General features: G+C 66.8%; 36 protein-coding genes. 21 read left to right on the top strand and 15 right to left on the bottom strand.

Annotation, left to right across the window (positions count from 1 at the left end):
- Positions 1–74 precede the first annotated feature (74 nt).
- The 12 genes from MGN01_RS08355 to MGN01_RS08410 all read right to left on the bottom strand — a co-directional run bounded on the left by MGN01_RS08355 (position 75) and on the right by MGN01_RS08410 (position 7,418).
- Positions 75–1,523, bottom strand: coding sequence for a primase-helicase family protein (locus tag MGN01_RS08355; protein ID WP_147046144.1), 1,449 nt, complete (start codon positions 1,521–1,523; stop codon positions 75–77).
- Positions 1,520–2,254, bottom strand: coding sequence for a hypothetical protein (locus tag MGN01_RS08360; protein ID WP_147046145.1), 735 nt, complete (start codon positions 2,252–2,254; stop codon positions 1,520–1,522). Before MGN01_RS08360 ends, MGN01_RS08355 begins: the two co-directional genes overlap by 4 nt.
- Complete coding sequence (locus MGN01_RS08365; protein ID WP_147046146.1) at positions 2,251–3,369, bottom strand: ATP-dependent DNA helicase; 1,119 nt, start codon at positions 3,367–3,369, stop codon at positions 2,251–2,253. Before MGN01_RS08365 ends, MGN01_RS08360 begins: the two co-directional genes overlap by 4 nt.
- Positions 3,366–3,674, bottom strand: a complete 309-nt coding sequence (locus MGN01_RS08370; protein WP_147046147.1) for a hypothetical protein — start codon at positions 3,672–3,674, stop codon at positions 3,366–3,368. Before MGN01_RS08370 ends, MGN01_RS08365 begins: the two co-directional genes overlap by 4 nt.
- A gap of 245 nt (positions 3,675–3,919) precedes the next feature.
- Positions 3,920–4,507 (bottom strand): MT-A70 family methyltransferase, encoded by a 588-nt coding sequence (locus tag MGN01_RS08375; protein WP_147046148.1) that lies wholly within the window; start codon positions 4,505–4,507, stop codon positions 3,920–3,922.
- Positions 4,504–4,884 (bottom strand): RusA family crossover junction endodeoxyribonuclease, encoded by a 381-nt coding sequence (locus tag MGN01_RS08380; protein ID WP_170245899.1) that lies wholly within the window; start codon positions 4,882–4,884, stop codon positions 4,504–4,506. Before MGN01_RS08380 ends, MGN01_RS08375 begins: the two co-directional genes overlap by 4 nt.
- 222 nt (positions 4,885–5,106) lie before the next feature.
- Positions 5,107–5,340, bottom strand: a complete 234-nt coding sequence (locus tag MGN01_RS08385; protein ID WP_147046150.1) for a phage regulatory CII family protein — start codon at positions 5,338–5,340, stop codon at positions 5,107–5,109.
- Positions 5,341–5,426: 86 nt separating this feature from the next.
- Positions 5,427–5,801, bottom strand: a complete 375-nt coding sequence (locus tag MGN01_RS08390; RefSeq protein ID WP_147046151.1) for a hypothetical protein — start codon at positions 5,799–5,801, stop codon at positions 5,427–5,429.
- 2 nt (positions 5,802–5,803) lie between these two features.
- On the bottom strand, positions 5,804–5,998 hold the full coding sequence (locus tag MGN01_RS08395) for a hypothetical protein (RefSeq protein ID WP_147046152.1): 195 nt from the start codon (positions 5,996–5,998) through the stop codon (positions 5,804–5,806).
- Entirely contained in the window at positions 5,995–6,291 is a 297-nt protein-coding gene (locus tag MGN01_RS08400; protein ID WP_147046153.1) for a hypothetical protein, read from the bottom strand. The genes MGN01_RS08395 and MGN01_RS08400 overlap by 4 nt, the downstream gene beginning before the upstream one ends.
- A 468-nt stretch (positions 6,292–6,759) precedes the next feature.
- Complete coding sequence (locus MGN01_RS08405; RefSeq protein ID WP_147046154.1) at positions 6,760–7,044, bottom strand: hypothetical protein; 285 nt, start codon at positions 7,042–7,044, stop codon at positions 6,760–6,762.
- The gene (locus MGN01_RS08410) at positions 7,041–7,418 is read right to left on the bottom strand and encodes a hypothetical protein (protein WP_210246072.1); all 378 of its coding nucleotides are present in this window, start codon (positions 7,416–7,418) and stop codon (positions 7,041–7,043) included. Before MGN01_RS08410 ends, MGN01_RS08405 begins: the two co-directional genes overlap by 4 nt.
- A 10-nt stretch (positions 7,419–7,428) precedes the next feature.
- On the opposite strand from MGN01_RS08410, the gene MGN01_RS08415 reads away from it, so the two are divergent.
- Positions 7,429–7,671: a hypothetical protein gene (locus tag MGN01_RS08415; protein ID WP_147046155.1), complete on the top strand. Its 243-nt coding sequence runs from the start codon at positions 7,429–7,431 to the stop codon at positions 7,669–7,671.
- On the opposite strand, the gene MGN01_RS08420 is transcribed toward MGN01_RS08415, so the two are convergent.
- Positions 7,668–7,916, bottom strand: a complete 249-nt coding sequence (locus MGN01_RS08420) for a hypothetical protein (RefSeq protein ID WP_147046156.1) — start codon at positions 7,914–7,916, stop codon at positions 7,668–7,670. The two genes, MGN01_RS08415 and MGN01_RS08420, sit on opposite strands and share 4 nt — an antisense overlap.
- Complete coding sequence (locus MGN01_RS08425; RefSeq protein WP_147046157.1) at positions 7,916–8,179, bottom strand: hypothetical protein; 264 nt, start codon at positions 8,177–8,179, stop codon at positions 7,916–7,918. Before MGN01_RS08425 ends, MGN01_RS08420 begins: the two co-directional genes overlap by 1 nt.
- Positions 8,180–8,241: 62 nt before the next feature.
- Between MGN01_RS08425 and MGN01_RS08430 the strand changes: the two genes are divergently transcribed.
- Complete coding sequence (locus MGN01_RS08430; protein WP_147046158.1) at positions 8,242–9,198, top strand: LexA family transcriptional regulator; 957 nt, start codon at positions 8,242–8,244, stop codon at positions 9,196–9,198.
- Positions 9,199–9,216: 18 nt separating this feature from the next.
- On the opposite strand, the gene MGN01_RS08435 is transcribed toward MGN01_RS08430, so the two are convergent.
- Positions 9,217–9,483, bottom strand: coding sequence for a hypothetical protein (locus tag MGN01_RS08435; protein WP_147046159.1), 267 nt, complete (start codon positions 9,481–9,483; stop codon positions 9,217–9,219).
- Positions 9,484–9,792: 309 nt separating this feature from the next.
- Between MGN01_RS08435 and MGN01_RS08440 the strand changes: the two genes are divergently transcribed.
- Genes MGN01_RS08440 through MGN01_RS08525 form a run of 19 tightly spaced genes read left to right on the top strand, consistent with a single transcriptional unit; the run spans position 9,793 to position 22,336 of the window.
- Positions 9,793–10,557: a methyltransferase gene (locus tag MGN01_RS08440; protein ID WP_147046160.1), complete on the top strand. Its 765-nt coding sequence runs from the start codon at positions 9,793–9,795 to the stop codon at positions 10,555–10,557.
- Position 10,558: 1 nt separating this feature from the next.
- Positions 10,559–10,816, top strand: a complete 258-nt coding sequence (locus tag MGN01_RS08445; protein ID WP_147046161.1) for a hypothetical protein — start codon at positions 10,559–10,561, stop codon at positions 10,814–10,816.
- Positions 10,817–11,224, top strand: a complete 408-nt coding sequence (locus MGN01_RS08450; RefSeq protein ID WP_238257527.1) for a hypothetical protein — start codon at positions 10,817–10,819, stop codon at positions 11,222–11,224.
- Positions 11,221–11,553, top strand: a complete 333-nt coding sequence (locus MGN01_RS08455) for a hypothetical protein (protein WP_147046162.1) — start codon at positions 11,221–11,223, stop codon at positions 11,551–11,553. The genes MGN01_RS08450 and MGN01_RS08455 overlap by 4 nt, the downstream gene beginning before the upstream one ends.
- Complete coding sequence (locus MGN01_RS23490; RefSeq protein ID WP_170245901.1) at positions 11,550–11,717, top strand: hypothetical protein; 168 nt, start codon at positions 11,550–11,552, stop codon at positions 11,715–11,717. Before MGN01_RS08455 ends, MGN01_RS23490 begins: the two co-directional genes overlap by 4 nt.
- Positions 11,707–12,027: a hypothetical protein gene (locus MGN01_RS08460; protein ID WP_147046163.1), complete on the top strand. Its 321-nt coding sequence runs from the start codon at positions 11,707–11,709 to the stop codon at positions 12,025–12,027. The genes MGN01_RS23490 and MGN01_RS08460 overlap by 11 nt, the downstream gene beginning before the upstream one ends.
- 4 nt (positions 12,028–12,031) lie before the next feature.
- Positions 12,032–13,342, top strand: a complete 1,311-nt coding sequence (locus tag MGN01_RS08465; protein ID WP_147046164.1) for an ATP-binding protein — start codon at positions 12,032–12,034, stop codon at positions 13,340–13,342.
- 5 nt (positions 13,343–13,347) lie between these two features.
- Positions 13,348–14,331, top strand: coding sequence for a PD-(D/E)XK nuclease-like domain-containing protein (locus MGN01_RS08470; RefSeq protein ID WP_238257525.1), 984 nt, complete (start codon positions 13,348–13,350; stop codon positions 14,329–14,331).
- Complete coding sequence (locus MGN01_RS08475) at positions 14,328–15,500, top strand: DEAD/DEAH box helicase family protein (RefSeq protein ID WP_170245902.1); 1,173 nt, start codon at positions 14,328–14,330, stop codon at positions 15,498–15,500. The genes MGN01_RS08470 and MGN01_RS08475 overlap by 4 nt, the downstream gene beginning before the upstream one ends.
- Before the next feature lie 2 nt (positions 15,501–15,502).
- Entirely contained in the window at positions 15,503–15,721 is a 219-nt protein-coding gene (locus MGN01_RS08480) for a hypothetical protein (RefSeq protein WP_147046166.1), read from the top strand.
- Between the two features lies 1 nt (position 15,722).
- Positions 15,723–16,202, top strand: a complete 480-nt coding sequence (locus tag MGN01_RS08485) for a winged helix-turn-helix domain-containing protein (protein ID WP_147046167.1) — start codon at positions 15,723–15,725, stop codon at positions 16,200–16,202.
- The gene (locus tag MGN01_RS08490; protein ID WP_147046168.1) at positions 16,202–16,582 is read left to right on the top strand and encodes a helix-turn-helix domain-containing protein; all 381 of its coding nucleotides are present in this window, start codon (positions 16,202–16,204) and stop codon (positions 16,580–16,582) included. The genes MGN01_RS08485 and MGN01_RS08490 overlap by 1 nt, the downstream gene beginning before the upstream one ends.
- On the top strand, positions 16,582–16,797 hold the full coding sequence (locus MGN01_RS08495) for a hypothetical protein (protein ID WP_147046169.1): 216 nt from the start codon (positions 16,582–16,584) through the stop codon (positions 16,795–16,797). The genes MGN01_RS08490 and MGN01_RS08495 overlap by 1 nt, the downstream gene beginning before the upstream one ends.
- Entirely contained in the window at positions 16,794–18,167 is a 1,374-nt protein-coding gene (locus MGN01_RS08500; protein WP_147046170.1) for a helix-turn-helix domain-containing protein, read from the top strand. Before MGN01_RS08495 ends, MGN01_RS08500 begins: the two co-directional genes overlap by 4 nt.
- 3 nt (positions 18,168–18,170) lie before the next feature.
- Positions 18,171–18,653: a hypothetical protein gene (locus MGN01_RS08505; RefSeq protein ID WP_147046171.1), complete on the top strand. Its 483-nt coding sequence runs from the start codon at positions 18,171–18,173 to the stop codon at positions 18,651–18,653.
- Entirely contained in the window at positions 18,650–20,521 is a 1,872-nt protein-coding gene (locus MGN01_RS08510; RefSeq protein WP_170245905.1) for a ParB/RepB/Spo0J family partition protein, read from the top strand. The genes MGN01_RS08505 and MGN01_RS08510 overlap by 4 nt, the downstream gene beginning before the upstream one ends.
- The gene (locus MGN01_RS08515) at positions 20,521–21,393 is read left to right on the top strand and encodes a phage Gp37/Gp68 family protein (protein ID WP_147046173.1); all 873 of its coding nucleotides are present in this window, start codon (positions 20,521–20,523) and stop codon (positions 21,391–21,393) included. Before MGN01_RS08510 ends, MGN01_RS08515 begins: the two co-directional genes overlap by 1 nt.
- Entirely contained in the window at positions 21,393–21,785 is a 393-nt protein-coding gene (locus tag MGN01_RS08520) for an ASCH domain-containing protein (RefSeq protein WP_147046174.1), read from the top strand. The genes MGN01_RS08515 and MGN01_RS08520 overlap by 1 nt, the downstream gene beginning before the upstream one ends.
- Complete coding sequence (locus MGN01_RS08525) at positions 21,782–22,336, top strand: DUF1643 domain-containing protein (protein ID WP_147046175.1); 555 nt, start codon at positions 21,782–21,784, stop codon at positions 22,334–22,336. Before MGN01_RS08520 ends, MGN01_RS08525 begins: the two co-directional genes overlap by 4 nt.
- Positions 22,337–22,342 lie beyond the last annotated feature (6 nt).

Below are 22,342 nucleotides of genomic sequence, written 5' to 3' on the forward strand. Positions count from 1 at the left end.
CCGGACACCTGCTGATTTTTCAATGGGTTAGAAGTGTCCTACCTCGGATTGCAGGTAGGACAGGTAGGACACTTTCAATCATCACAGTCACTTAGCTCCGGTTTGTCCTCGTCGTCCTGCCACGACACGGCTTGGCCGAGGGCCTTCTCGAAAGCCGCACGGCACTCGCTGAGCGTCGGCAGCGCGTAGAACCACACCCGCCGTCGACCCATGTCGTAGTCTTCGTACCGACGGACGCGGTTTAGCCTAGGGATGAGCTTGCGCAGGCGAGCGCCCAGCACGGTCTCGGCGCTCTTTCGTCGGAGGCCTCGTCGCTCGGAGGCCGCGAAGTAGTCGTCGCGCATCTCGTCGACGCCAACCTCATGTGGCCAGTGATCGAGCTTGCTGGTCGGGGAGCCAGACATCAGCCGGTCGAGCCACCAGCCATCGACGCCGTCGAGCGAGAGGATCTTCTGCTCGAGCAGCGCGTCGGTGCGTGGCACCTTGCGAAGGTCGACCGTCGAAAGGTCGAAGGCCAGCAGGTCGTGGAGCAGGGCCTCGCGGCCGCCGTTGCGCAGCTCTGCATCGAGCTCGGCGAAGTAGGCGCTGTTCTGGGCGACGCGTGGATTGACGTCGAGGACGCAGTATCGCCGGCCGTCCTTGCCGACGGGCACCACGAAGTCCTCGTTCGAGGTCATCAGCACGCGGACGTAGTTTTTCAGCCGGATCGGATCGACGCCCTTCGACTCGATCATCTGCTCGCCGGCGCTGATCAGGCCCTTCAGACGGCCCTCGGCGTGCTTGTCGCCGGCCCAGACCGCCTCGTCGGCCTGCAGGAGGAGGCAGGACGCCATGTGGGCATTGAACTGGCCGGTCAGGTACCGGGGCGAGTCGATCAGGAAGTAGTGGCTCGGGATCAACGAACCGATCACCTCGCCGATCTTCGTCTTGCCCGAGCCCTCGCCGCCGCGGAGCACGATCGACACGCCCATGCGCTCGCGCGGCCGCTGCAGGATGTGCGCGAAGAACGCGAACACCCAGCGGTAGATCTCCTCGTTGCCGTTGCAGATGTTGTTCAGCAGGTGGTCGCGGAAGGTGGCGTACGAGCCGCCACGCTTCGGAACGCAGCTCCAGCCGCGCCAGAGATTGTAGTAGCCCGGCGTGCCGCCGGCCTGGCTCGGATCGGGGTTACGATCCGGATGGAATTCGACGCCGTCGTACTGCCGGCGCTGGCGATCGCCGAGCCAGCGCTTGGCCCAGGACATCTTCTTCACGTCCTTGGCCTCGGGGTCCCAGGCCTCGGTGAAGAGGTTCAGCGACCACTGCCGGAAGGCCTCGAGCGTCAGGAAGCGGATACGCTGGTCGACGGGCGCGTCCGCCTTCTCGCGGATGACGACAGCCTTCGAGCCGACGAGGAGGAACGCGAACTCGTCGTTCATCAGGTCGAGGCTGTAGCCGCCGGCGTCGATGTCGACGTCCTCGGGTCGGCGCGCCTTCTTCTTCGACTTCTTGGCCTGGGAGAGGAGGGTGACCGCCGCCGTCATGCCGCAGCCCTCGCTGCAGCGGCCTCGGGCACCAGGATCTTGGGCATACGCACCTTGCGCAGCATGGCATCGAGCGCTTCGCCCTGCGCGACGTCGGCCGCCTGCAGGGCCGGCTCAGCCAGCAGAATGGGACGGGCTAGGGTTTCGTGGACGACGACGACCCCGACGCGGCCGCCGGCGAGCCAGGGCAGGGGATCGGCGTGGACCGGGAGGGCTGCCGACCCTTGGGGGCGGAAGCCGGTCAGGAGACCGCTGAGGCCGAACAGGGTCGCGAGGCGGCTAGACTTCGGGTGCCAGGCGACGAGGTCCTCGACGGCGCCGTCGGGCGCGAGCGCCGGGAGGATCAGCGCCGGCACGGTCTCGTCGGGATCCACGCGGCGCTCGCCGTCGAAGTCGAAGCGGCCGCGTGCGCCGAAGACGACGCGGGCTCGACGGACCTCGAAGGCCAGCGTGATCGGCAGGCGCGCGGGATCGCGGCCGCCGTGCCAGACCCGGGCGTAGACTGCCCAGCCTTCGGCCGCGGGGTCGACCTCGTAGCCCGCCAGCATGAACGGCGAGACGCCGCCCTGGGCGAACCAGTCGAGCTCGACCTGCCGCAGGCGGCCGCAGCCGCGGAAGTACTCCGCGGCGTCCGCGCGCGCTGAGCGCACACGCGGCATCCTGGCCGGCCGGGCGGCAGCAACTTGCGCCTGCTCGATCCGCGCCGTGAACGTGTCGACGATCGCGCTCATGGCACCACCACCGTCACGCGCTCGGCCGCCCGGGTCAGGCCGGTGTACAAATGGCGGGCCCGGTCCTCGCGGAACACGCTGCTCTCGTCGACGAGCAGCACGTCCTTCCACTGCGAGCCCTGCGCCTTGTGGACGGTGAGCGCGTAGCCAAACGTGAATTCGTCGCGATCCCGCTTCGCCTCGTAGGGCACGTCCTCCTCACGGCCGGAGAAGAACCCCTCCGGAACGCGGATATCGGCCTTGTGGCCGGGGACGTCGTTCGAGGAGACGCTCATCTTGAAGGTCGAACCGTCGGCATCGCCGAGCTTGTCGACCGTCCAGAGGCCGCCGTTGAGCAGCCCGAGCTCCTTGTTGTTCTTCAGGCAGACAAGCCGGTCACCGGTCTCCGGCACGCCGGGCCGGCGGCCCTGCAGGGCACGCATCTTCGCGTTGAAGGTGCGCCGCGTATCGTTGCGGCCGACCAGGACCTGCTCGGCCTCCATCACCGCTCGCTGCCCGGGCCGGCCGGTGATGACGCGACTTTCACCGTAGCTGCCGACCTGCAGGTGCCGTCCCTGCCGGACTTCCATCGACATGCGGATGATCGGGTTGTCTGCGGCCTGTCGATGGATCTCGGTGAGCATGAAGTCGGGCTCGACCGAGGTGAAGAAGCCGGCGCCGCGAACCGGCGGCAGCTGAGCCGGGTCACCCAGGACGAGCAGCGGCGTGCCGAACGAGAGCAGGTCCTTGCCGAGGCGCTCGTCGACCATCGAACACTCGTCGATGACGACGAGATCGGCGCCGTCGACCTCGGACAGGGGGTTAAGCCCGAACTTCATGACGGTGCGCACGACCTCGCCCGTCTTGTCGTCGAGGATCTCTTCCTCGAACGAGTTGTAGATCAGGGAGTGGATCGTGCGGGCGCCGGTGCAGCCCTTGCCCTGCAGGACGAGGGCTGCTTTGCCGGTGAAGGCCGCGAACAGCACCGTACCACTGATGCCCGAGGCGATCTCCTTGGCGAGGGTCGTCTTACCGGTGCCGGCATATCCGGCCAGGTAGAAAACCTGGTCGTCGGAATTCTGATGCCAGTCCGCGATCGCCTGCAGCGCTTGGTCCTGTTGCGGAGACCACGTCATCGCGAGATCCCCCGCCGCTGCGGGCCCGAACTGCGGTGCCGAGGCTCTTCGAGGAGATGGACGCGGTCGAGGTTGGCGAGGTGGACAGCCGCGATCTCGATGAGCTGACGCAGGTCGCGCGCCTCGAGCTCGCGCGCCTCCGGGTTGCCGGCCGGCATGACGGCGAGCGCGGCCGCGGCCGATTCCGCGCGGCGCATGTAGCCTTCGGCGCGCACGAGAACGGCGTCGAGACCGGCGAAGCGGTTCATCAGCGCCTGCTCGGCCACTTGCTGCGAGGCGATCCAGTCGGAGGATGGCTGGCCCACGGCGCTACCTCGCAGACCAGGACTGCGGGGTGTCGGAGCCGAACAGACCATCAGCCCGGGGCACCATGTACGGGGACGCGATCGCGGCCTCGGCCGAGGCTGTCTCGACAGCGCGGCCCGACGGCGCGAGGGCATAGGATTTCCGGCGGCCGCGATCGTGCGACATGACCAGCGTCTGGCCGGCACGGCATCGGGCGATGACCCGTTGCACGTTAGGGGGAAGGTCGTAGACGGAGGACACGGCGCTACCCCGCCGCCATGAGGGTGGGCGGGGTCGGATCGAACTTCGTCAGTTCATTCCCGAAGGCCTCCCAGCCAGGTCGGGAGACGCGCGCGAACAGATCCGCGCGGCGGAACAGGTGTGGGCAACGATCGTCGACGAGCGCGTAGAACTCCTCGGGCTTGCGCGAATGCTCGCGTCGCACGCCCTGGAAGAGGCCCGGAAAGGCCTTGTGCTGCGGCTCGCCGAAGGTCGCCAACAGGACAGGCTCACACATGGCCCGCACGCGGTAGCCCGTGCCGATCGCCGGCTTGCCGCTAGGATGCCGCTTATCCCAGACGATGAGCGACTTGTACGTGAAGCCCCAGGTGCGAATGCAGGCGAGCTGCAGCTCGAGCAGCGGCCAGGTCCCGAAGCACAGCAGCAGGCAGTTGCCGGCCGCGAGCATGTGCACCGGGAACTGCCGTGCGATCTCGGCGGGCGGCAGGCAAGTGTACTGCGCGCCGGCACCCTTCTTCTCGCCGTTGACCGAGTACGACTCGTACTTCCACGGTGGGTCCGCGACGATCAGATCGTAGGAGAGCGGGCGCAGGGCGCCGAAGGGCCACGTCACTCGGCCGGCCCTCCGAGCGAGCGAACGGTGATGTGCGTCTCGGCGCGATCGCCGTACCGCTTGCAGCAGCCGGGCCCGCGGCGAACGACCTGCGAGTCGTCGAGGAAGACGATCTCGTTCAGCGAGTCCTCAACGAGCTTCTCGATGTTCGAGAGGTCGGGGCGAGAAAGCTTCCAGGTGTGAGCGGCGCGCTTCTTGGTCGACCAGCCCTTTGGATAGAGGAACACGGCCTCGACGCAGAGCTCAACTGGGCCCTCCAGGGGAGGGCGGTTGCCCATGGCTTGGTGGGCGGCGAGCTTCGCCAGCGCCATGAAATCGCGCTGGCGCTTGGGCGTGAAGCGCATCGCGCCGCGCGCGCCGGCCCGGGCGAACGGCACGGGATCGCCAGGAACGACGAACGTGATGGCGCTGTCGCTGCCGGAACCTACACTCTGTACTGACGACGGTGTGTTTGAACCATGAGCATTCTCTTGGTCGAAGAGAGTAGTGGCGCCTTGCGATAGATCTCGACTTGTGGTTTCCATAGCGTGTTCTTTCGCAAGAGAACTCATGGCCGCCCGGTGCTCTCTGATCAGAGCCCGGGCGCTTTGCGTTGGTGGCTAGGCCGCGGGTTGGGCAGGCGCGGGATCGCCAGCGAGCGCCGCGAGCCTGGCGTCCGTCTCGGTGATCGAGGCATCGAGCGCGTCCAGCGTGGCCTCATCGACGGTGCCGCCCGAGCCGATCGCCTTCAGCGCGTCGCCCTGCGTCTTCTGTGTCGCCAGAACCGTCACGAGGACGTCGACGATCTTGCTCGTCTGCGCTTCGATCCGCGCGACCGACTGTTCGATGCTCACGAGCTTCTCCATGTTGCCGCCGAGGAGGGACCGCAGGGACGGGCGACGGCGTCCGCACGGGAAGAAGGGACCGAAGGGAAAGGGCATCACGGCCCGCCCGGGTGGTTGCGGCCGGGCGGCAGACGCGTGTCACCGGAAGAGGAGGTCCGCGGGACCAGGCGCTCGCTGGCAGACGCCGGCGCTGGAGCCGTCGCGACCGGATCGCCGACGAAGCCGAAGCGATCGCGCAGCTCCTTGAGTTCTCCACGCAGAGCATTCAACTCGCCGAGGATGCGCTCCTCGCGAGCTGCCGCTGCATCGACGAGGCGGCTCTCGGCGCCCTTCAGGGCATCCAACACGCGGCCTTCGACACCATGGAAAGCTGTGCGGACACCGGAGAGTGCGTCATGCAGCAGACAGCTCGAATAGTGAGCAGTCCAACGGCCGATCGCGGCGAGTGGATTGAGGGCGTCGAGACCCATGATCAGGCTCCAGGAGGCGGGTGAAGGTCGGTGTGCTCGCCGCGCTGCCAGAGGCGCGGATCCCACTCGCGGGCGCGGTCGAGGCACCAGCGCGAGGCGAAGAGCACGGGGACGGCGAGGCCGCCGATCCAGGTCAGGCCGTACGCGACGCCCCGAAGCGCCTTGCCGCTGAAATTGGCGACGTAGAAGCGGATCACAGGCGGCCCTCCCGCATGTCTGTGAGCCGCTGAGTGATCTGTCGTGCCCGTGCCTCGAGCTGCTCCTGCTCCTGCAGCCGGGCGACGTGCGCGAACCAGGCGTCGCGGGTCTCCGGGTGCACGCTGCAGAGGAAGGGCGCGCCGTAGCGGCGCACGAGAGCGTCGTAAGCCGGTCCGCTCGGCGCGCTGCCCAGGTCGAACCACTTGCGCACCGTATGGGCCGACACGCCGGCCTCGGCCTCGACGCAGGACGCCGTCTTGACTGGGTGCTGTTCCCGCAGGAAGGCGCACACGCGTTCTGCTAACGTTCGGCCATCGACCTGACCGATCTTTCCGCGGATTTGCCCGCTCTTTCTCATCGAACTCCCCGATGCTGTGTGCATCGGGGATGATCGGTCGAGGAGGCCGGCGGCGGTGAAGGAGGCGCTGCTCATCTCAGAACACCCCGGTCGAGGCGATCGGGAAGGCAGGCACCAGGACGCGATCGGAACAGCTGGCAGGCACACGCCGATTGCGCGAAAAGAGATCCCGGAAAGAGCCGGCCGCCCCGGGAAGGGCAGCCGGCAAGTCAAGGGAGGAAACCCCAGAGAGGGGCGGACCTCCAGCCGCGACGCCAATCATCGGCTGGAGCAGGGACGCGCGGATGTCGCGCGAAAGGGGACGCTCGGATCGGTCGGTAATGACCTCTGCGGGGGGCTCGCAGACGACCCGAGCGACCGGCCGGTTCATTCCGACCGATGGGTAAGACGATGAGCGCGCGGTCATGGCCGGAGCTCCGGCCAGGGCCGATGCACGTCGACCAGGCGTGCGTCCTCGGCGTTCTCGCCCGTGGCGCAGACCGTGCCGGTCACGAGCCGACCCTCGAACATCCCGACGAAGCGAGCGACGTAAGGCTCGGTCCATCGGCAGTACCCGAGCAGCCAGCCGATTTCGGTCGACACGGTCGGACGGACGATGCCGCGGTCACGCAGCACGGCCTCGGTCGGGACGCGACGCGTCGAGCAGGCGGCGAGAGCCAGTGGAAGGAGGAGGGCGGCGGTTTTCATGGCCGAGCCCCTGATTGCGGAGCCGTCGGCCAATGCTCAGGACGATGAACGCCCGTGATCCGGATGGTGGAGCCCTTGCTCCAGCCGCCGGTCGAGCACACGACGCCGTCGACGGTCGCCCCTGTCGGACCGAGCGCCTTGAAGTGCGTCGCGTAGGTGTCCTTCTCACCGCAGTTCGAGATGAACCAGTTTGGCCGATCGACGATCTGAATATCGCGGTAGCCGGCGCCGTCGAGTGCATCGCGGGCGCCGTCGGGATCGTTGCAGCCGGCAAGCGAGAGCAACAAGGCGCCTGTGCAGACACGGGCGAGGCGTCGAGCTCGTTCCTCGACAGCCCCGCCCGGCCCGCTACCATGGACGGTGCGACCCACCATGGAGCCGGAAATGGACAACGACTTTGCGCCGATAGGATCGCCTGCCCGGCTGACTGCCGAAGACATGGTCAGGCGAGCAATCCTCGACGTTTTGGACGAGATCCATCCTGGAGCTCGAACGAAGATCTTCGAACTGGCGCATGCTCGACTGTCAGGTGCCGGTCCCGGCAGCGACGCCGATGCAGGCGCGAAAGAATTCTTTCGCTCTGCGCATGCTGCGATCGATGCGATCGTGCAGGCTCCCAAGGTCTAGCCCTCCACTCTGCGGAGGATCGAATTGGCGAGCGAATAATCTGCGTCGAGCCGATCGGCGCGGGTCCGGACATCGAGCTCGACTGCAGATGTATCGTAATCGGCTGGATAGCCCTGAGCTTTCTCGAGTTCAGCGCCGAACCGCTCGTTCTCGCGGCGGACCTCGACTTTAAGGGTGAGCCAGATGGACACAGCCGCCGTCGTGATTGCGAGTGCAGACAGCGCGATGGCGATCCAAACCGTCATCACGCGGCATCCTTCTCGGGAGCCCGAGCGTGAACGCGCGCTCGCTCGACCGTCGCCGTGACCTGGTCACCGGCATCCGGCCACACCCGCAGGAGCGCCTCGACGAACAGCTTCAGGAAGTAGAGCGACGCCTCGCGCCCGAGCGGCTGAGTGCCGTTGCGGACAATCAGGTCGGCGTAGCCGGCGTGCGGGCGGATGGCGACGAGCAGCGTGCCCGTGTCCTCGTCTTCGATGCCGCGGGTTTTCAGGGCGTGTTCCGACATCACGCGGCCTCCGAAGTACGCCGCCGACGGGCATTCCGCGCGGCGATGTCAGCGAGCACCTGATGCGTGATGCCAGCGAGCCCTCGCTCTTCAGCCTCCCGCACGGTGACGGACCAATACTCAGGGGGAAGGACGTCCCGGCTCTGCCACGAGCTGACGGTTCCGACCGGCCGGCCCGTGAGGGTCGACAGGCGCACATAGCCGATCGCGGCGATGATCTGAGCGAACGTCTCCATAGCGCGCATAATCTGCACAACGCAGATTTTAAGGCAAGGGGGTCGTTCTCAGATTTGCAGACTAACTTTCTGCAAAGTGCAGGAATGGGCGACGAAAAGACCAAGCACGATCGGCTGCGCGAGGCGCGCGAGAAACGCTATCCGACCGCGAAGGCAGCGGCGGAGGCCATGGATGTGCCCTATGGGACCTACTCGGGACACGAAGCCGGATCCCGTGGGTTCACCGATGAGGAGGCGCGCCGCTACGCGAAGTTCTTCCACATCAGCGCTGGTAGCCTTGTCTTCGGAGAACACGGCACGTTGCCGCCGATGCTCGTCCCGTTCGGCGGTAGGATCGGCGCCGGAGGATCAATTGATACCTCGAGCTGGCAGTCCGAACCGGGGATCGAATACGAGATCGAGACCGTAGGTCGCTTTCCCGATGCGGTGATCGCCTACCAGGTCGTCGGCGAATCGATGCTGCCGATCTACGAGCCAGACACCGTCATCCTCTGCCGGTCTCACACCCGCGATGTCTCGTCCTACATAGGCAAGCGCGTCGCACTCGGTACGGTCGAGCACGGACGGCAGCTCAAAGTGCTGCTCGAGGGTAGTGCCGATCGGCGCTACGATCTTGAAAGCATCAATCGCACGGTCGCGACCATGCGGAACGTCGAAGTAGAGTGGGCGGCTCGGATCTGCGGCATCATTCCCGCCGATGAGTGGCACCTAATCGAGCGACGCGTCCAGCATGAGGAGCGCCTGAGAAAGCCATCCCAAAGGAAGCGCTCGACCAGTTCGTAAGGTCGAGCGCCTCAGTTTCTAGAACGGCAGAGCATCCGCGACCCCAGGCGGCACCCGCCCATAAGTCGCCAGCGTGATCGGCTCCGAGCCGTCATCGAACTCCTTGCTGAAGTCGCGCCGCAGGAAGGCGGCCGAGCCGACGACCGCGCCACGTTGCACCCGCTGCTCGGCCATTCGGCGCGCCTCGTCGGCGTCGCGACACTCGAAGGTGCTGCCCTGGCACAAATGCCCCTTCCGGTCCTTCAAGAACGTCTGAACCCCGTACACATCGCTTCGATCGCTCATCACTGCCTCCGAGTCGTGAGGCCTCAAGCTCACCGGGCAACAGGGAACACATCAAGAACAAAAATCTGCGTACTGTGGATGCGTGTGGACAATTCGGCTTGGCGCCGAAGGCCAACGGATCGAGCCCACCGATAATAATCTGCAAAATGCAGTTGACCTGAAATCTGCGTTGTGCAGATTATAGCCCATCGCCTGCCAGCGATGGAGCCTGCCATGTCCTTCCTTGCCAACCTGGCGCCCTTTGCGCCGATTCTGCTGCTATCCGTCGTCATCGGCGTCGGCCACCACCGCTACGGTCGGGGCTGAGCGGTGCGCGTCTCTCAGGACGTCCTGGCGGTCCTCGACCGCGCCACCTGCGAGGGCAACGCCCTCTCGCTCACCGATCTCGGTCAGCTCGACCGGAAGCTCTACACCGACACGAACAAGGTGCTCGAAGCCGCCGGCGGGAAGTGGAACCGCAAGGCCAAGGCTCACCTGTTCGACGGTGACGCGGCCGAGGCCATCGAGCCGATCATTCTCACCGGCGAGATCGTCAGCATCCGCCAGGAGCTGCAGCAGTTCTACACGCCCGCGATCCTGGCCGAGCGTGTCATCTCCGAGGCCCGGATCGAGGCTGGCATGTCGGTGCTGGAACCGAGCGCCGGACGGGGCGCGCTTGCGGCTCCGGCATACCTGCTCGGTGCCTTGGTCGACTGCGTCGAGCTCGACCCGAAGAACGTCCATCTCCTCGCGTCGATCGCTTTCAACTCGGTTCTCGAAGGCGACTTCCTCGCTGTCGACTTCGATCCTGACTTCGATGACGGCTACGACCGCGTCGTGATGAACCCGCCCTTCACGCGGGGCCAAGACGTCCGGCACGTCACCCACGCCGTTCAGTTCCTGAAGCCCGGCGGCCGCCTCGTCGCGATCATGTCGGCGAGCATCCGGTTTCGGCAGGAGCCCCTGTTCGCCGGGTTCCGAGCCTTCCTCGACCAGCACAACGCGACGGTCGAAGACCTGCCCGTCGGATCGTTCAAGGCCTCCGGCACCGGCGTGAACGCCTGCCTCGTCTCCTTCGACGTCGGAGGCGAGTGACATGGCCGCCTCCGCCGATCGCCTCGCAACGTTATTCACTGATCTGGACAAGGTGCTCGCCGTCCTGGCCACGCCCGAGTTCCAGATTGACGAGCTCAAGCTCCGCCTCGCCAACAACGATCGGTGCAAGGCACAGCTGCACAAGCCGAACCGGAACTATACGGCGCTCGACCTGACCGCGATTGAGTGCGGCCTGCGCTCCCGGCTCTCCGATGCCACTGCCCGCCTCGAGGCAGGGCAAGCGCGGGAGGCCGCATAGATGGCCACCGCTCCTCAGATCCGCCTGGCCAGCGTCCTCGGTCGCCGTCCCGAACCCGCTGTCCGCGAGGAACGCCTCCGGATCACGTCCCAGCTCTCTGGCACACCGGCGATCGCGCTCTCGGCATGGCGCGGCCGTTCGGGCTGCCGCTACGTTGTCGGCGTCCACGCCTGCAGCTGCCCGGACCTACGCGAGCACGATGATGCTGTGCTGCTCGCGGTGCACCGGAGCGAGGACGGCCGCGCCCGCCTCGTCGCCATGGCCGCCTACCCCGGATGCTCGGTCGCCGAGTGGATCGAGCGCTCGGTTCGCGCGGGCGCCACCGAGATCCACGTCCATCGCCTCGCGGCGGGCGAGGGCGAGCGCGCCGCCGTCACCCGCGATCTCACCAGCGCCGAGGTGGCATGATGCGCATCCGCGTCTTCAAGACCACGCTCGGCTTCGACCTGGATCATGGCGGCCAGCACGAGGTCCGCCTGATCCTCCTCTACACGTTCGAGGCCGGCCGCCCGGCCGACCGTGGCAATTCTGGCTGCGCCGACACGGTCGAGATCGTCAGCGCCAAGATCGCGGGCATCGTCGAGGCCGACGTGCCGGACTGGCTGATGAGCGTCATCGCGACAGACGCGACGCTGCTCACCACGCTCTGCGCCGTCGCTCGCGACAATGATCGTGCCGACGAGGCCGAGCCCGCACAGCGCGAGCAGGACGGGCATGAACTTCGGAGGGCGGCATGAACCCGCTCGCCGCCTTCGCCATCGTGCTCATCGGCTTCATCGCCCTCGCTCTCGTCCTGATCCCAGTCCTTGACGACGAGCTTCGTCGCGCCGTCGCGCGCCTGCCGGCGAATGACAAGGCGACCGCCGAGGACATCGAGGAGGAGGCGCGTCGTGTCGGCTGAGCGCGCGATCGCCAACATGCTGGGACAGGTCACGCCCGAGGCCGCGGCCGACATGCTCCACAAGCACGGGGTCGGCTTGCTCAACATCGCCACCGAGACCGGCATGGTCGAGGTGTTGAACCACGTCCTGCGCGAACACCGCATCCGGCTTGCCCGCGCCCCAGAGGACTTCAAGGCGGTTCGCTCCGAACTCGCGAGGCTCATCGTCGGCGACGTTCGCGGCCAGCCCCATCCACCGCACTTCGCCAGCGTCTCCGCGCAGAGCCGCGCGCTCGCTGAAAAACTCAGTCTCACCCGGAAAGGGGAGTGATCCCATGAAGATCATCCAGCTCGAAGCCGAGAACATCAAACGTCTGAAGGCGGTTTCGATCAGCCCCGACGGCAACTTGGTCGAGATCACTGGTCGGAACGGGCAGGGCAAGAGTTCCGTGCTCGATGCGATTTGGTGGGCTCTGTCGGGTACCGCGAACATCCAGTCGAAGCCGATCCGGAAAGGCGAGGACGAGGCCCGCATTCGGCTGGACCTTGGCGGGATCAAGGTGACGCGCACCTTCAAAGCTCGCGAGGACGGTGGCTTCACCACGAACGTCGTCATCGAGAGCGAGGAGGGCGCTCGGTTCCCCTCGCCGCAGAACATGCTCAACAGCCTGATCGGCTCCCTGAGCTTCGACCCGCTCGCCTTCACCCGCATGCAGCCGAACGACCAGCTCGAGGCGCTGAAACGCTTCGTGCCCGACGTCGATTTCGCGGCCATCGAGAAGGCGAACAAGGATGACTTCGACAAGCGCACCGACGTGAACCGCACGGCACGCGCGCTGCGCTCGCAGGCCTCCGCCATCGAGATTCCGTCGAACACGCCGAAGGAACGCGTGCGCACCGCCGCCCTCGTAGAGGCGATGGAGCGGGCCGGCGAGCACAACACCGATATCGAGCGCCGGCGCGCCCGTCGCGAGGACACCGCTCGAGAGCTGCGTGGGCTCGAAGAGCGCATCCGCATCGCCGAGACACGCGCCGCCGAGCTTCGCGCCCAGGCCGACCGGCTCGACCAGGACATCATAGGGCTGAAGGACGAGGCCGCGCCGATCCGCGAGAAGATCGAGAAGGCCGAGCCGCTCCCGGAGCCGATCGATACGGCCATACTGCGTCAGCAGATCGCGGAAGCCGAGACCGTGAATGCGGCCGTCGTCAAGCGCGAGGAGAAGGCGCGCGTCGAGGCCCGCGCGAAGGAGTTCGAGGAGAAGTCGGCCGCGCTGACCAAGGCTATGGAGGCGCGCGAGACCGAGAAGCGCGAGGCCATCGCCAGGGCCGAACTGCCGGTGCCCGGGATCAGCTTCGGCGACGACGAGATCCTGTTGAACGGCGTCCCGTTCGATCAGGCCTCTTCGGCCGAGCAACTCCGGACGTCAGTCGCCATCGCCATGGCGGCGAACCCGAAGCTCCGCGTCATCCGCGTTCAGGACGGCTCTCTCCTAGACGAGGAGGCCATGCGCATCCTCGCGGAGATGGCAGTCGAGGCTGACTGCCAAGTCTGGATCGAATGCGTCCAGTCCGGTCGCTCCACCGCCGTCGTCATCGAGGACGGCCAGGTCCTCGGCGCCGCCATCGTCGCCCAGGCTGCGGAGTGATCGCGATGATCCAGATCGCAGAACACACGGAAGGCTTGGTGCCGGGCCCAGGCCTCTACCGGATGCCGGCGAAGGTCTACCACGCCGACCCTAGCCCCGAGCCGTCTCTGTCATCGTCGATCGCGAAGCTGATCATCGAGCAGAGCCCGGAGCACGCCGCGTGCGCCCACCCGCGCATTGCGAAGCCGAAAGACGCGGACGAGAGGGACCCGACCCGGCCGAAGGAGATCGGCACGGCGGCGCACAAGCTCATCCTCGGCGCCGGCGAGCAGCTCGTGATCATCGAGGCCGACGACTACAAGACCGGCTTTGCCAAGTCAGAGCGTGCCCGCGCCTACATGGACGGCGCCTCGCCCATCCTTCGCCCGGACGCGCAGAAGGCCGAAACCCTCGCGGACCGCGTCTTGAGCGGCCTCGCCGGCATGGACGGCTGCGATGCCTTCGCCGCAGCAGAATCGGAGGTCGTTGCGATCTGCCGGGACCAATCCGGCGCGTGGCTGCGGATCATGATGGACCGCGTCGAGATCTATCCGACGCACGCGATCATCTGGGACGTGAAGACCGGCGAACAATCGGCCGCCCCGCAGACGCTCGGCCGCCGCATCGACAACATGAATATGGAGATCCAGGCGGCTCTCTACGTTCACGTGCTCGGTCTGCTCTTCCCTAAGCTGCAGGGCCGCATCCGCTTTCGCTGGATCTTCGTCGAGAACGAATTCCCGCACGGCCTTTCGGTCGCCGAGGTCGACAACGTCGGCATGGGGATTGGCTCGCGGAAGGTCGCGGCTGCGATCCACCGCTGGAACCAGTGTCTGAAGACCGGGAACTGGCCGGGCTACCCGACCGACATCGTGCGCGCCGAGTTCCCGGAATGGGCATCGAAGCGCTGGGCCGAGCGCGAAGAACTCGATCCGCAGCTGCGCGGTGTCCCAAATTTCGACCTCGCCAACAGCCCCTGGCGCCCCCTCGACTATGGAGATGCCGCGTGAGCTTCACCTTCGCGCCGGCCGTACGCGATCGCGTCGGCCTCCTCATCGGGATCGCTGGGGCGTCGGGCTCCGGCAAGACGCTTTCGGCCTTCAAGATCGGCCGCGGCCTCGCCGGTGGCGACGACAGCAAGATCGCTGTCGTCGACTCCGAGGGCGGCCGCGCCAAGCACTATGCGCCGGCCCCGGGCGAGCAGCCGGGCGAGAACACCTTCGGCTTCGCGCATGGCGACCTGCACCCGCCCTTCCAGCCCGAAGCGTATCTCGCCGCGATCACAGCCGCCGACCAGGCCGGCTTCGAGGTGATCATCGTCGACAGCTTCTCCCACAGCTGGGACGGGGTCGGCGGCCTGCAGGACATGCACGACGAGTTCGCTGCCGCCACGGTCGAGAAGAAACGTCTGCAGGCCGAGCAGAATGGCTGGCGGTTCGACGAGGCGGTCGAGTTCGACAAGGCGTCGATCGGCGCCTGGAAAGAGCCGAAGATGCGCAACAAGCGCCTCGTCGCTCGCCTCCTGCAGTGCCGGGCTCATCTGATCATCTGCATGCGTGCCGATGAGAAGATGCGCATGGAGACCGTCGAGGAGCAGAAGGCCAACGGGCGCGGCTCCTACAAGAAGACCGTCATCATCCCGGCGAAGGACCTGCCTGTCGAAGAGCGCTGGGTCCCGATTGTGGAGAAGCGCTTCCCCTACGAGCTGACGACGTCGCTGCTCCTTACGCCGCTCAATCCCGGCGTGCCGATCCCGATCAAGCTGCAGTCGCAGCACCGCTCGGCGGTACCGCTTGATCGGCAGCTCAGCGAGGAGACTGGCCGTGCTTTGGCCGCGTGGGCACGAGGTGAGCCCGCGGCGGCGGCCGAGCCACGCCGGCAGGCTCCCGCGCCAACGAAGGCAGCCCCACCCGCCGCTCGCTCCACCGATCTGCTCAAGCCACCCGAAGGCTCGCGTCTGTCAGCTGGCGGCTGGCAATTCCTCTGTCGTGACGCTCGCAAGGCCGCCGCAGCCGGAGCGGTCGCGCTGCGTCAGTTCCGGAACAACCTCAGCCCTGAGCATGACAAGGCGCTCGACGCGATCGGGACCGAGCTCGACGAGCTCGCCCACCGCACCAGCGGCAGCGACGGCTTCCCTGGGGACGAGGCGATCGCGCGCCTGAAAAGCGAGGCAGCCTGATCATGGCCGCCATCACTGCCACCCGATGCCCTTTCCCGCTCTGCACCTGCGGAAAGGTGGTCGTCGCCGTCACGGACGACTTCGGCGAGCTTGTCGTCAAGGTCGTCCTGCCGCGCGCGGCGGCCGAGGCCTTTAGCGACGAATACGCCGCCGCCCTCGCCGGTCAGCAGCCTACCGAGAGCCAACACCTCCGCACCATCCGAACAGAAGGGACAGCCTGACATGAACGCGCATGCGCATCACCTGACCCGCGACCAGGTCGTCGAACTCCTCGTAGAGCGGGACACCCTTCGAGAAACCGTGCGCCAGTACCAGGAGCTGCTGCGCCCTTCGCTGCCGATCCCGATGGCCTGGGGCATACGGGGCCAGTCGCTCGATCTCCTGCGTGCCCTGCGTGCGGCCAGCCCCAACGTGCTGCACCGGGAGCGCGGGATCATCGCCCTCTACGGCATGATCGACGGCGCCCCCGATCAGAAGATCCTCGACGTCCTGATCTGCAAGCTTCGGCACAAGCTGAAATCCTCAGGAAGCGGCATCGAGATCCAGACGGTCTGGGGCCGGGGCTGGCTGATGGACTCCGCAAGCGCAGCCCTATTCGACGAGGGCGCCGCCACCACCCAGGCGCGCCAGATCTCCATGGCCGAGGCAGTCGCGAACCATCGCGCGCGCACCATGGGCATTCAGGCTGAGGCTCGGCCCTGATGAGCAAGCCCTGGCGCCTCACCGAAGCCGATCGCGAGCGTATCGCAACGATGCGCGAGGCCGGAAAGTCGTGCGGACAGATCGCAGCTGCGATTGGATGCTCGATCTCCGCCGTGTCGTGGCAGTGCCTCCGCCTCGGCGCCGAACCGCCGCACCCTCAGCGGCTGAAAGAAGTGCCGACCGTTCCCGGGTCCGTCCGTCGCGGCAACCACATAGTGCGCCGCTTTACGGCCGATGAGGATGCCAAGCTCGTCGAACTGGAGGCCGAAGGTCTCACCACCGCCGAGATTTCCCGTCGCCTCGGGCGGCCGCCCAACAGCGTGCTCGGCCGCATCATGACGCTCGCTCGGCGCGACGCCCGCATGGAGGCGAGCGCCTGATGTGCTGCCCCTGCGGATTCCTTTGCTGCGGCTCCGACGAGTTCGGCGGCTGCGGCTGTGACGACTGCCCGGACCCGCGCTGCCAGGAGCAGGCCGGAGAAGCCGCGCCGGTCGGGCTGCCCGTCAACGACGACGACGAGCTCGCCGACGACATGCCGCTCGCGGCGCTGCCGCGCGCGATCCGCCGCTTCCGCTGTGAGGAGGTACGCCCATGAATGTCCACGTCTCGGAGCCTAAGACGATCGAGGAAATGCACGCGCTGAAGAAGGCGGCCGACCAGCGCCAGGCGGAGCGTGCCAAAGAACGCGAGCGACAAGCTGCTGCAACGAAACTGCGTGTGGAACAGGAGCGGCAAGAGGCAGAAAAGGCCCTCGAGGACGAACAGGCAAAGCGCGCCGAGCGTGAAGCCCTTGCGGTCAGGCAGCGAGCGGCACGCAACGTTGCTCAGGACGGCCTACCGCGCGATCCCCGTGTGATCGTCAACGACGTCGCTGCGAAGCACGGTGTCGCTGCTGGAGACATCTTCAGCGATAGCCGCGTTGCCGTTGTCGTGGATGCGAGGCGGGCTGCCATTGGCGCGGTGCGGAAGGCTTGGCCGAATCGAAGCTTGCCGTGGCTCGCTGAGTTCTTCGGTCTCGATCACACCACTGTTCTCTTCCACTTGAGAAAGCTCGGTCTGCCGACCGGCGCCGCCAACAGAGCGCCGCCTCACACGCAGACCGGAGAGGCCGAAACCACGACCGTATCGGAGACGAGGACGCGCCGGATCGTGCCGCTTCAGGTCGTCGACCTGGTGCCCGGCGGTGAGACCGACGCCGTGCCGCGCTTCGAGAATGTCGATCCTACCAAGCTACACGTCGACGGCGTCTATCAGCGCGATCTGTCCGAGAACTCGCGACGTCTCATTCGAAGGATCGTTGCGGAGTGGTCCTGGCGCGCGTTCAAGCCACCCGTCGTCGTCGAGGTCGACGGCACTCTGCACGTCATCGATGGGCAACACACCGCAATCGCCGCTGCCACTCACCCCGAGGTCGATGAGATCCCGGTGATGATCGTCCGCGCCGATCGACGTGAGGACCGCGCGGATGCCTTCGTTCGGCACAATCGCGATCGTACGCAAATGACCGGCATGCAGATGCATTTCGGTCTGGTCGCTGCTGGCGATGAGGACTCGCTCACGCTGCAGCAGGTCTGCGAGCGCGCCGGTGCCCGGATCCTTCGCGGCAAACCGTCGAGGTACCAAGTCGGCGACACCACTGCCGTAGAGGTCCTGAAGGCACTTGTACGTCGCCGGCATGCCAAAGGAGCGCGAGAGGTTGTTCAGACCTGCGTGGAAGCAGGCCTCGCTCCGATCTCGGCCGCCGCGCTGAAGGCGGTCGAAACGCTGCTGTTCGAAGCAAAGCATGCCGGTCACTACAGCCGTGAAGCGCTGGCTACGACGCTGCGGAACCTCGGCGCGTCCGCCGAGCGACAGGCTGCGCTGGTAGCCGCCGAGCACCAGGTCCAGAAGTGGCGCGGCCTCGCCATCGTCCTGGTCCGAAACACCCGAAAAGCCCGGCGTCCCGCATCGTCGGCCGCGGCATAGACGATGTCCGCGCCCTTCTGCACCGACTGCGGCACCGAGGCCGCCATGATGCTGGGCTGGGAGGCTGTCGTCTCCGATCCTAGCCTTGCCGACGCGCGGGTGTGGTCGTGTCCAGTCTGCAGGGAATCGTGGTGCCGGCACGATCCGATCTCGGATCGGCCCATTGGCACACCAGCCGGCGAGGAGACGCGGACCGCCCGTGCGTTGCTGGCTGAGCGCCAGATTGCGCGGATCATCGCCGAGGCGCTCGCTCAGAACCCGAACGCCAGTGCGCTCGCGGATGACAGGATCACAGGATTTACCGCCGCGCTGCTCGGCATCGAGCGCGGGCACGCGGCGATCGAGCAGCTCGACCTCGAGCAATGCCGGAAGCTTTGGCACGCGCTCCACCGCGCCTCCTACGCCGACATCGTCCGCCATGCGCAGACCTACCGTCCGGGCAAACCGACCCAGTCATCCCTCACCGAACAAGGAGCGGCAGCATGAAGCCCCAACCAGCCTCGTATCTCTTTGCCGCGACCCAGGCGGTGCCGCTCGATCTCCTCGACTTCGGGCACGGCGAAACCGGCGTGAGCGTCAACGCCAGGACCATGGGTCAGGATGAGGCGATCGACGAACTGGCGGCGTCCATCCTCGCCCACGGTCTGATCCAGCCGCTCGTCGTCCGTCGCACCGAGGGTGATGAGCTTCGCTTCACGGTGATCGCCGGCAACCGCCGGCTCGCCGCCCTGCAGAAGCTGGCGGCTGCGGGAAAGCTGCCGGAGCCGAACCCGCTCATCGATGTGGTGGCGCGCGATCTCGCCGACGGCGAGGCGCTTGAGGTGTCGCTCGCGGAAAACCTCAACCGGCTGCCGCTTCACCCGGTCGACCAATACGAGGTTTTCGCCCGACTCGGCACCGGCAAGAACGCGATCAGTGAGGCCGCGATCGCCACGCGTTTCGGCATGCCTCGCAAGGAGGTGAAACAGCGCCTGGCGCTCGGTCGCCTCGCTCCTGAGATCCTCGACGCCTGGCGCAAGGGGAAGATCCACGCCGAGACCGCCCAGGCCTTCACGCTGGCGCGCGACGTCGAGCACCAGCTCGAGGTGTTCAGGCGGCTTGGGAAGGAAGGCGGCGTCTATCCGTACCGCGTCCGGGAGGAGTTCTCGAAGACCTTCGCGAGCGCGAGCGGGAAGCTCGTCGAATTCGTCGGTCTCGATGCCTACAAGGCCGCCGGCGGCACGGTGCGCACCGACCTGTTCAGCGACCGCAAGGATCTCGCCAACCCCGAGATCATTGCGCGGCTTGTCCAAGAGAAGACGGAATCGCTCGTCGATGAGCTGAAGGCCGAAGGCTGGTCCTGGGTCGCGCTCGCTGACGACGTCAGCATGGACCATTACCTCTGGCCGAAGATCACGCCCGGCGAGATGCAGTTCACGAAGGGCGAGAAAGCCGACCTGGCTGAGAACGAGGCGCGCCTTCGCGAGAGCAGCTGCATCGGTGATGAGCGCCTCAGGATCACTGCCGAGTGTCGGGAGATCGAGCAGGCGGCGGAGGCCCGCGCCTACGCCGACGATGACCGGGCTCGCGCCGGCGCCATCATCGACATCGGCTGGGGCGGTAAGGTCACCATCAGGCGCGGTGTCCTCAAGCCAGGCGCCAAGGCGTCGGCCGGCGAACCAGCGCCGGCGGTAGAGGAGGGGCCGAAGCCTCTCAGCCAGACACTCGCCCACACGCTGTCCTGCCAGCTGTCCGACGCGCTCGCCGGCAGCCTCGCGACCGATCCGGATCTCGCGCTGTCGGTCATGCTGGCCACGTTCCTGACCCACTCGGGATCGCCGTGCATCGTCCGCCACTCGGGACGCGCGGCCGGCCCGCTCAAGGAACGCGTGGCCGAACTGCAGCTCGGCAAGTTCCCTGAGGTCCTGCAGACGGTACGGGACATGCCGCAGGACGATCGCCTCGAGCTGCTCGCGGCCGTCGCCGGCGCGGCGATCGACGCCTCGAGCACGGCGTTCGGCGCGATGTCCAGTGTCGCGAAAGGCGTCGACGCGGCCTCGGTCTCAGCCGTGTTCGCCGCGATCGATCCGGACGAGGTTCGGCACCAGGTCGGAGAGCAGTTTGATGCCGTAGCCTACTTCGCCGGCGCGTCGAAGGCGCACGCGATCGCAGCGCTCACCGAGATCCACGGACGCAACACCTGCACCTCGACGAAGAAGGGCGACATCGCTGCGCTCGCTGAGATCGAGGCGACGAAGCACGGCTGGCTGCCGACCGAGTTGCGCACCGTCCACTACACAGGCCCGGGCGCCGCGAAGCCGAAGGCGAAGCGTGGCTCGAAGCGGTCGGCAGCCGCACTGCAGGAAGCGGCGTGATGGCCGAGAACACGAAAATCGAGTGGGCGCACCACACCTTCAATCCGTGGACCGGCTGCACGCGCATCAGCCCGGCTTGCGATAACTGCTACGCGGCCGATTGGGCGAAGCGCACGGGTCAGCCCCACCTCTGGGAAGGCTCCCGCCGCCGCACGTCCGAGGAAAACTGGCGGAAACCATTGAAGTGGAACCGCAGCGCCGCGGCTGCCGGCATCCGCTACCGCGTGTTCTGCGCCTCCCTCGCCGACGTGTTCGACAACCAGGCGAAGGAGGTCTGGCGTTCTGACCTGTTCGAGTTGATCGAGGCGACACCGAGCCTCGACTGGATGCTGCTGACCAAGCGTCCTCAGAACATCGCCAAGATGGTCTGGCCGAGGTGGGACGCTGGCCTGCCTAGTAACGTCTGGCTCGGCGCCACTGTCGAGGACCGGAAGCGGCTCGCGAATATCGACCACCTGCGCGCCGTGCCGGCGGCGGTCCGCTTCCTGTCGATCGAGCCGCTGCTCGAAGACCTCGGCGAGATCGACCTCACTGGCATCCATCTCGTCATCGTCGGCGGCGAGAGCGGCCCGAACGCCCGGCCGATGCACCCGCACTGGGCGCGCAGCATCCGCGAGCAATGCGTCGCTGCCGGCGTCCCCTTCTTCTTCAAGCAATGGGGCGACTGGCTCGACGAGGGCCTGGCGACGGCACAGCACTGCGCACCGACCGACAGCATGTTCGACGTCTACGGACGTCCGACCGGACCCCGCTGGTACTTCTACGATCCTGATGACCGCCTCGGAGGCGCGATGATCCGGATCGGCAAGAAGGCCGCCGGCCGCCTCCTAGACGGCGTCGAGCACAACGGCATGCCGGAGGCTCGGGTCTGATGGTGGCTTACAGCTTTAAGAAGCGCTTCGCCGAGCCGATCCTCGCCGGCACCAAGGCGCAGACGATCCGGGCCAACCGGAAGCGGCATGCTCGGCCCGGCGAGCTGACGCATCTCTTCACCGGCATGCGCACGAAGTACTGCCGGCGGCTCGGCGTATCCGTCTGCATCGAGGCCACGCCCATCCGCATGGATCTGCGCCAAGGTGTGGTGTTCTGCAACGACGGCTGGATCCGATCGCAGGAGGATCTGGACGCATTCGCCGTGCGCGATGGCTTCGGCTGCTGGGATGAACTCGTCGCCTTCTGGGCGGCGGAGCACCCCGGCATCGACGAGTTCGACGGCATGCTGATCCGCTGGCAGCCGCTCGACATCGCAGGAGCCGCAGCGTGAGTGCGATCATCTCTCCGTGCGGCGCATACCGCTATCGCCTCGAGCGTAGCATCGGCGGGTTGCTTGCGGGTCCGACCTTCGCCTGGATCATGGTGAACCCGTCGACGGCCGACGCCGAGGCAAACGATCACACCATCCGCAAGGTGATCGGATTCTCCGAGCGGCTAGGTGCTGGTCACATCGTCGTCGGCAACCTGTTCGCCTATCGCGCGACCGACATCCGCGCGCTGCGCACGGCAGCCGACCCAATAGGTGTCGACGGTGGCGACCATCTGCGCGCGATCATGCGCGAGGCCAAGAAGGTGATCGTCGCTTGGGGGCCGTGCGCGAAGCTGCCGCGCTGGCTCCGCAACCGATGGATGGAGGTCGCCGGCATCGCCGAGGCTAACGGCATCCCGCTCTGGTGTCTGGGGACCGCCCAGGATGGCCACCCGCTGCATCCGCTTACGCTCGGCTACGAACGAAGCCTGTCGATCTGGAAGCGCCCGGACCTTGAAGCGCTGGCCGAGCGCGGCGTGCGGCCGACCGAAGCAATGGGAGCAGCAGCATGACACCGG

Origin of the sequence: Methylobacterium gnaphalii, from assembly GCF_007992215.1 — a bacterium.
GTDB lineage: Bacteria > Pseudomonadota > Alphaproteobacteria > Rhizobiales > Beijerinckiaceae > Methylobacterium > Methylobacterium gnaphalii.

Coding starts and splice junctions, on each gene's coding strand:
- MGN01_RS08355 (WP_147046144.1), bottom strand. CDS start 1,523: ATGACGGCGGCGGTCACCCTCCTCTCCCAGGCCAAGAAGTCGAAGAAG.
- MGN01_RS08360 (WP_147046145.1), bottom strand. CDS start 2,254: ATGAGCGCGATCGTCGACACGTTCACGGCGCGGATCGAGCAGGCGCAA.
- MGN01_RS08365 (WP_147046146.1), bottom strand. CDS start 3,369: ATGACGTGGTCTCCGCAACAGGACCAAGCGCTGCAGGCGATCGCGGAC.
- MGN01_RS08390 (WP_147046151.1), bottom strand. CDS start 5,801: ATGGGTCTCGACGCCCTCAATCCACTCGCCGCGATCGGCCGTTGGACT.
- MGN01_RS08405 (WP_147046154.1), bottom strand. CDS start 7,044: ATGAAAACCGCCGCCCTCCTCCTTCCACTGGCTCTCGCCGCCTGCTCG.
- MGN01_RS08410 (WP_210246072.1), bottom strand. CDS start 7,418: ATGGTGGGTCGCACCGTCCATGGTAGCGGGCCGGGCGGGGCTGTCGAG.
- MGN01_RS08415 (WP_147046155.1), top strand. CDS start 7,429: ATGGACAACGACTTTGCGCCGATAGGATCGCCTGCCCGGCTGACTGCC.
- MGN01_RS08420 (WP_147046156.1), bottom strand. CDS start 7,916: ATGACGGTTTGGATCGCCATCGCGCTGTCTGCACTCGCAATCACGACG.
- MGN01_RS08425 (WP_147046157.1), bottom strand. CDS start 8,179: ATGTCGGAACACGCCCTGAAAACCCGCGGCATCGAAGACGAGGACACG.
- MGN01_RS08430 (WP_147046158.1), top strand. CDS start 8,242: ATGCGTGATGCCAGCGAGCCCTCGCTCTTCAGCCTCCCGCACGGTGAC.
- MGN01_RS08435 (WP_147046159.1), bottom strand. CDS start 9,483: ATGAGCGATCGAAGCGATGTGTACGGGGTTCAGACGTTCTTGAAGGAC.
- MGN01_RS08445 (WP_147046161.1), top strand. CDS start 10,559: ATGGCCGCCTCCGCCGATCGCCTCGCAACGTTATTCACTGATCTGGAC.
- MGN01_RS08450 (WP_238257527.1), top strand. CDS start 10,817: ATGGCCACCGCTCCTCAGATCCGCCTGGCCAGCGTCCTCGGTCGCCGT.
- MGN01_RS08455 (WP_147046162.1), top strand. CDS start 11,221: ATGATGCGCATCCGCGTCTTCAAGACCACGCTCGGCTTCGACCTGGAT.
- MGN01_RS23490 (WP_170245901.1), top strand. CDS start 11,550: ATGAACCCGCTCGCCGCCTTCGCCATCGTGCTCATCGGCTTCATCGCC.
- MGN01_RS08465 (WP_147046164.1), top strand. CDS start 12,032: ATGAAGATCATCCAGCTCGAAGCCGAGAACATCAAACGTCTGAAGGCG.
- MGN01_RS08470 (WP_238257525.1), top strand. CDS start 13,348: ATGATCCAGATCGCAGAACACACGGAAGGCTTGGTGCCGGGCCCAGGC.
- MGN01_RS08480 (WP_147046166.1), top strand. CDS start 15,503: ATGGCCGCCATCACTGCCACCCGATGCCCTTTCCCGCTCTGCACCTGC.
- MGN01_RS08485 (WP_147046167.1), top strand. CDS start 15,723: ATGAACGCGCATGCGCATCACCTGACCCGCGACCAGGTCGTCGAACTC.
- MGN01_RS08490 (WP_147046168.1), top strand. CDS start 16,202: ATGAGCAAGCCCTGGCGCCTCACCGAAGCCGATCGCGAGCGTATCGCA.
- MGN01_RS08495 (WP_147046169.1), top strand. CDS start 16,582: ATGTGCTGCCCCTGCGGATTCCTTTGCTGCGGCTCCGACGAGTTCGGC.
- MGN01_RS08500 (WP_147046170.1), top strand. CDS start 16,794: ATGAATGTCCACGTCTCGGAGCCTAAGACGATCGAGGAAATGCACGCG.
- MGN01_RS08505 (WP_147046171.1), top strand. CDS start 18,171: ATGTCCGCGCCCTTCTGCACCGACTGCGGCACCGAGGCCGCCATGATG.
- MGN01_RS08510 (WP_170245905.1), top strand. CDS start 18,650: ATGAAGCCCCAACCAGCCTCGTATCTCTTTGCCGCGACCCAGGCGGTG.
- MGN01_RS08515 (WP_147046173.1), top strand. CDS start 20,521: ATGGCCGAGAACACGAAAATCGAGTGGGCGCACCACACCTTCAATCCG.
- MGN01_RS08520 (WP_147046174.1), top strand. CDS start 21,393: ATGGTGGCTTACAGCTTTAAGAAGCGCTTCGCCGAGCCGATCCTCGCC.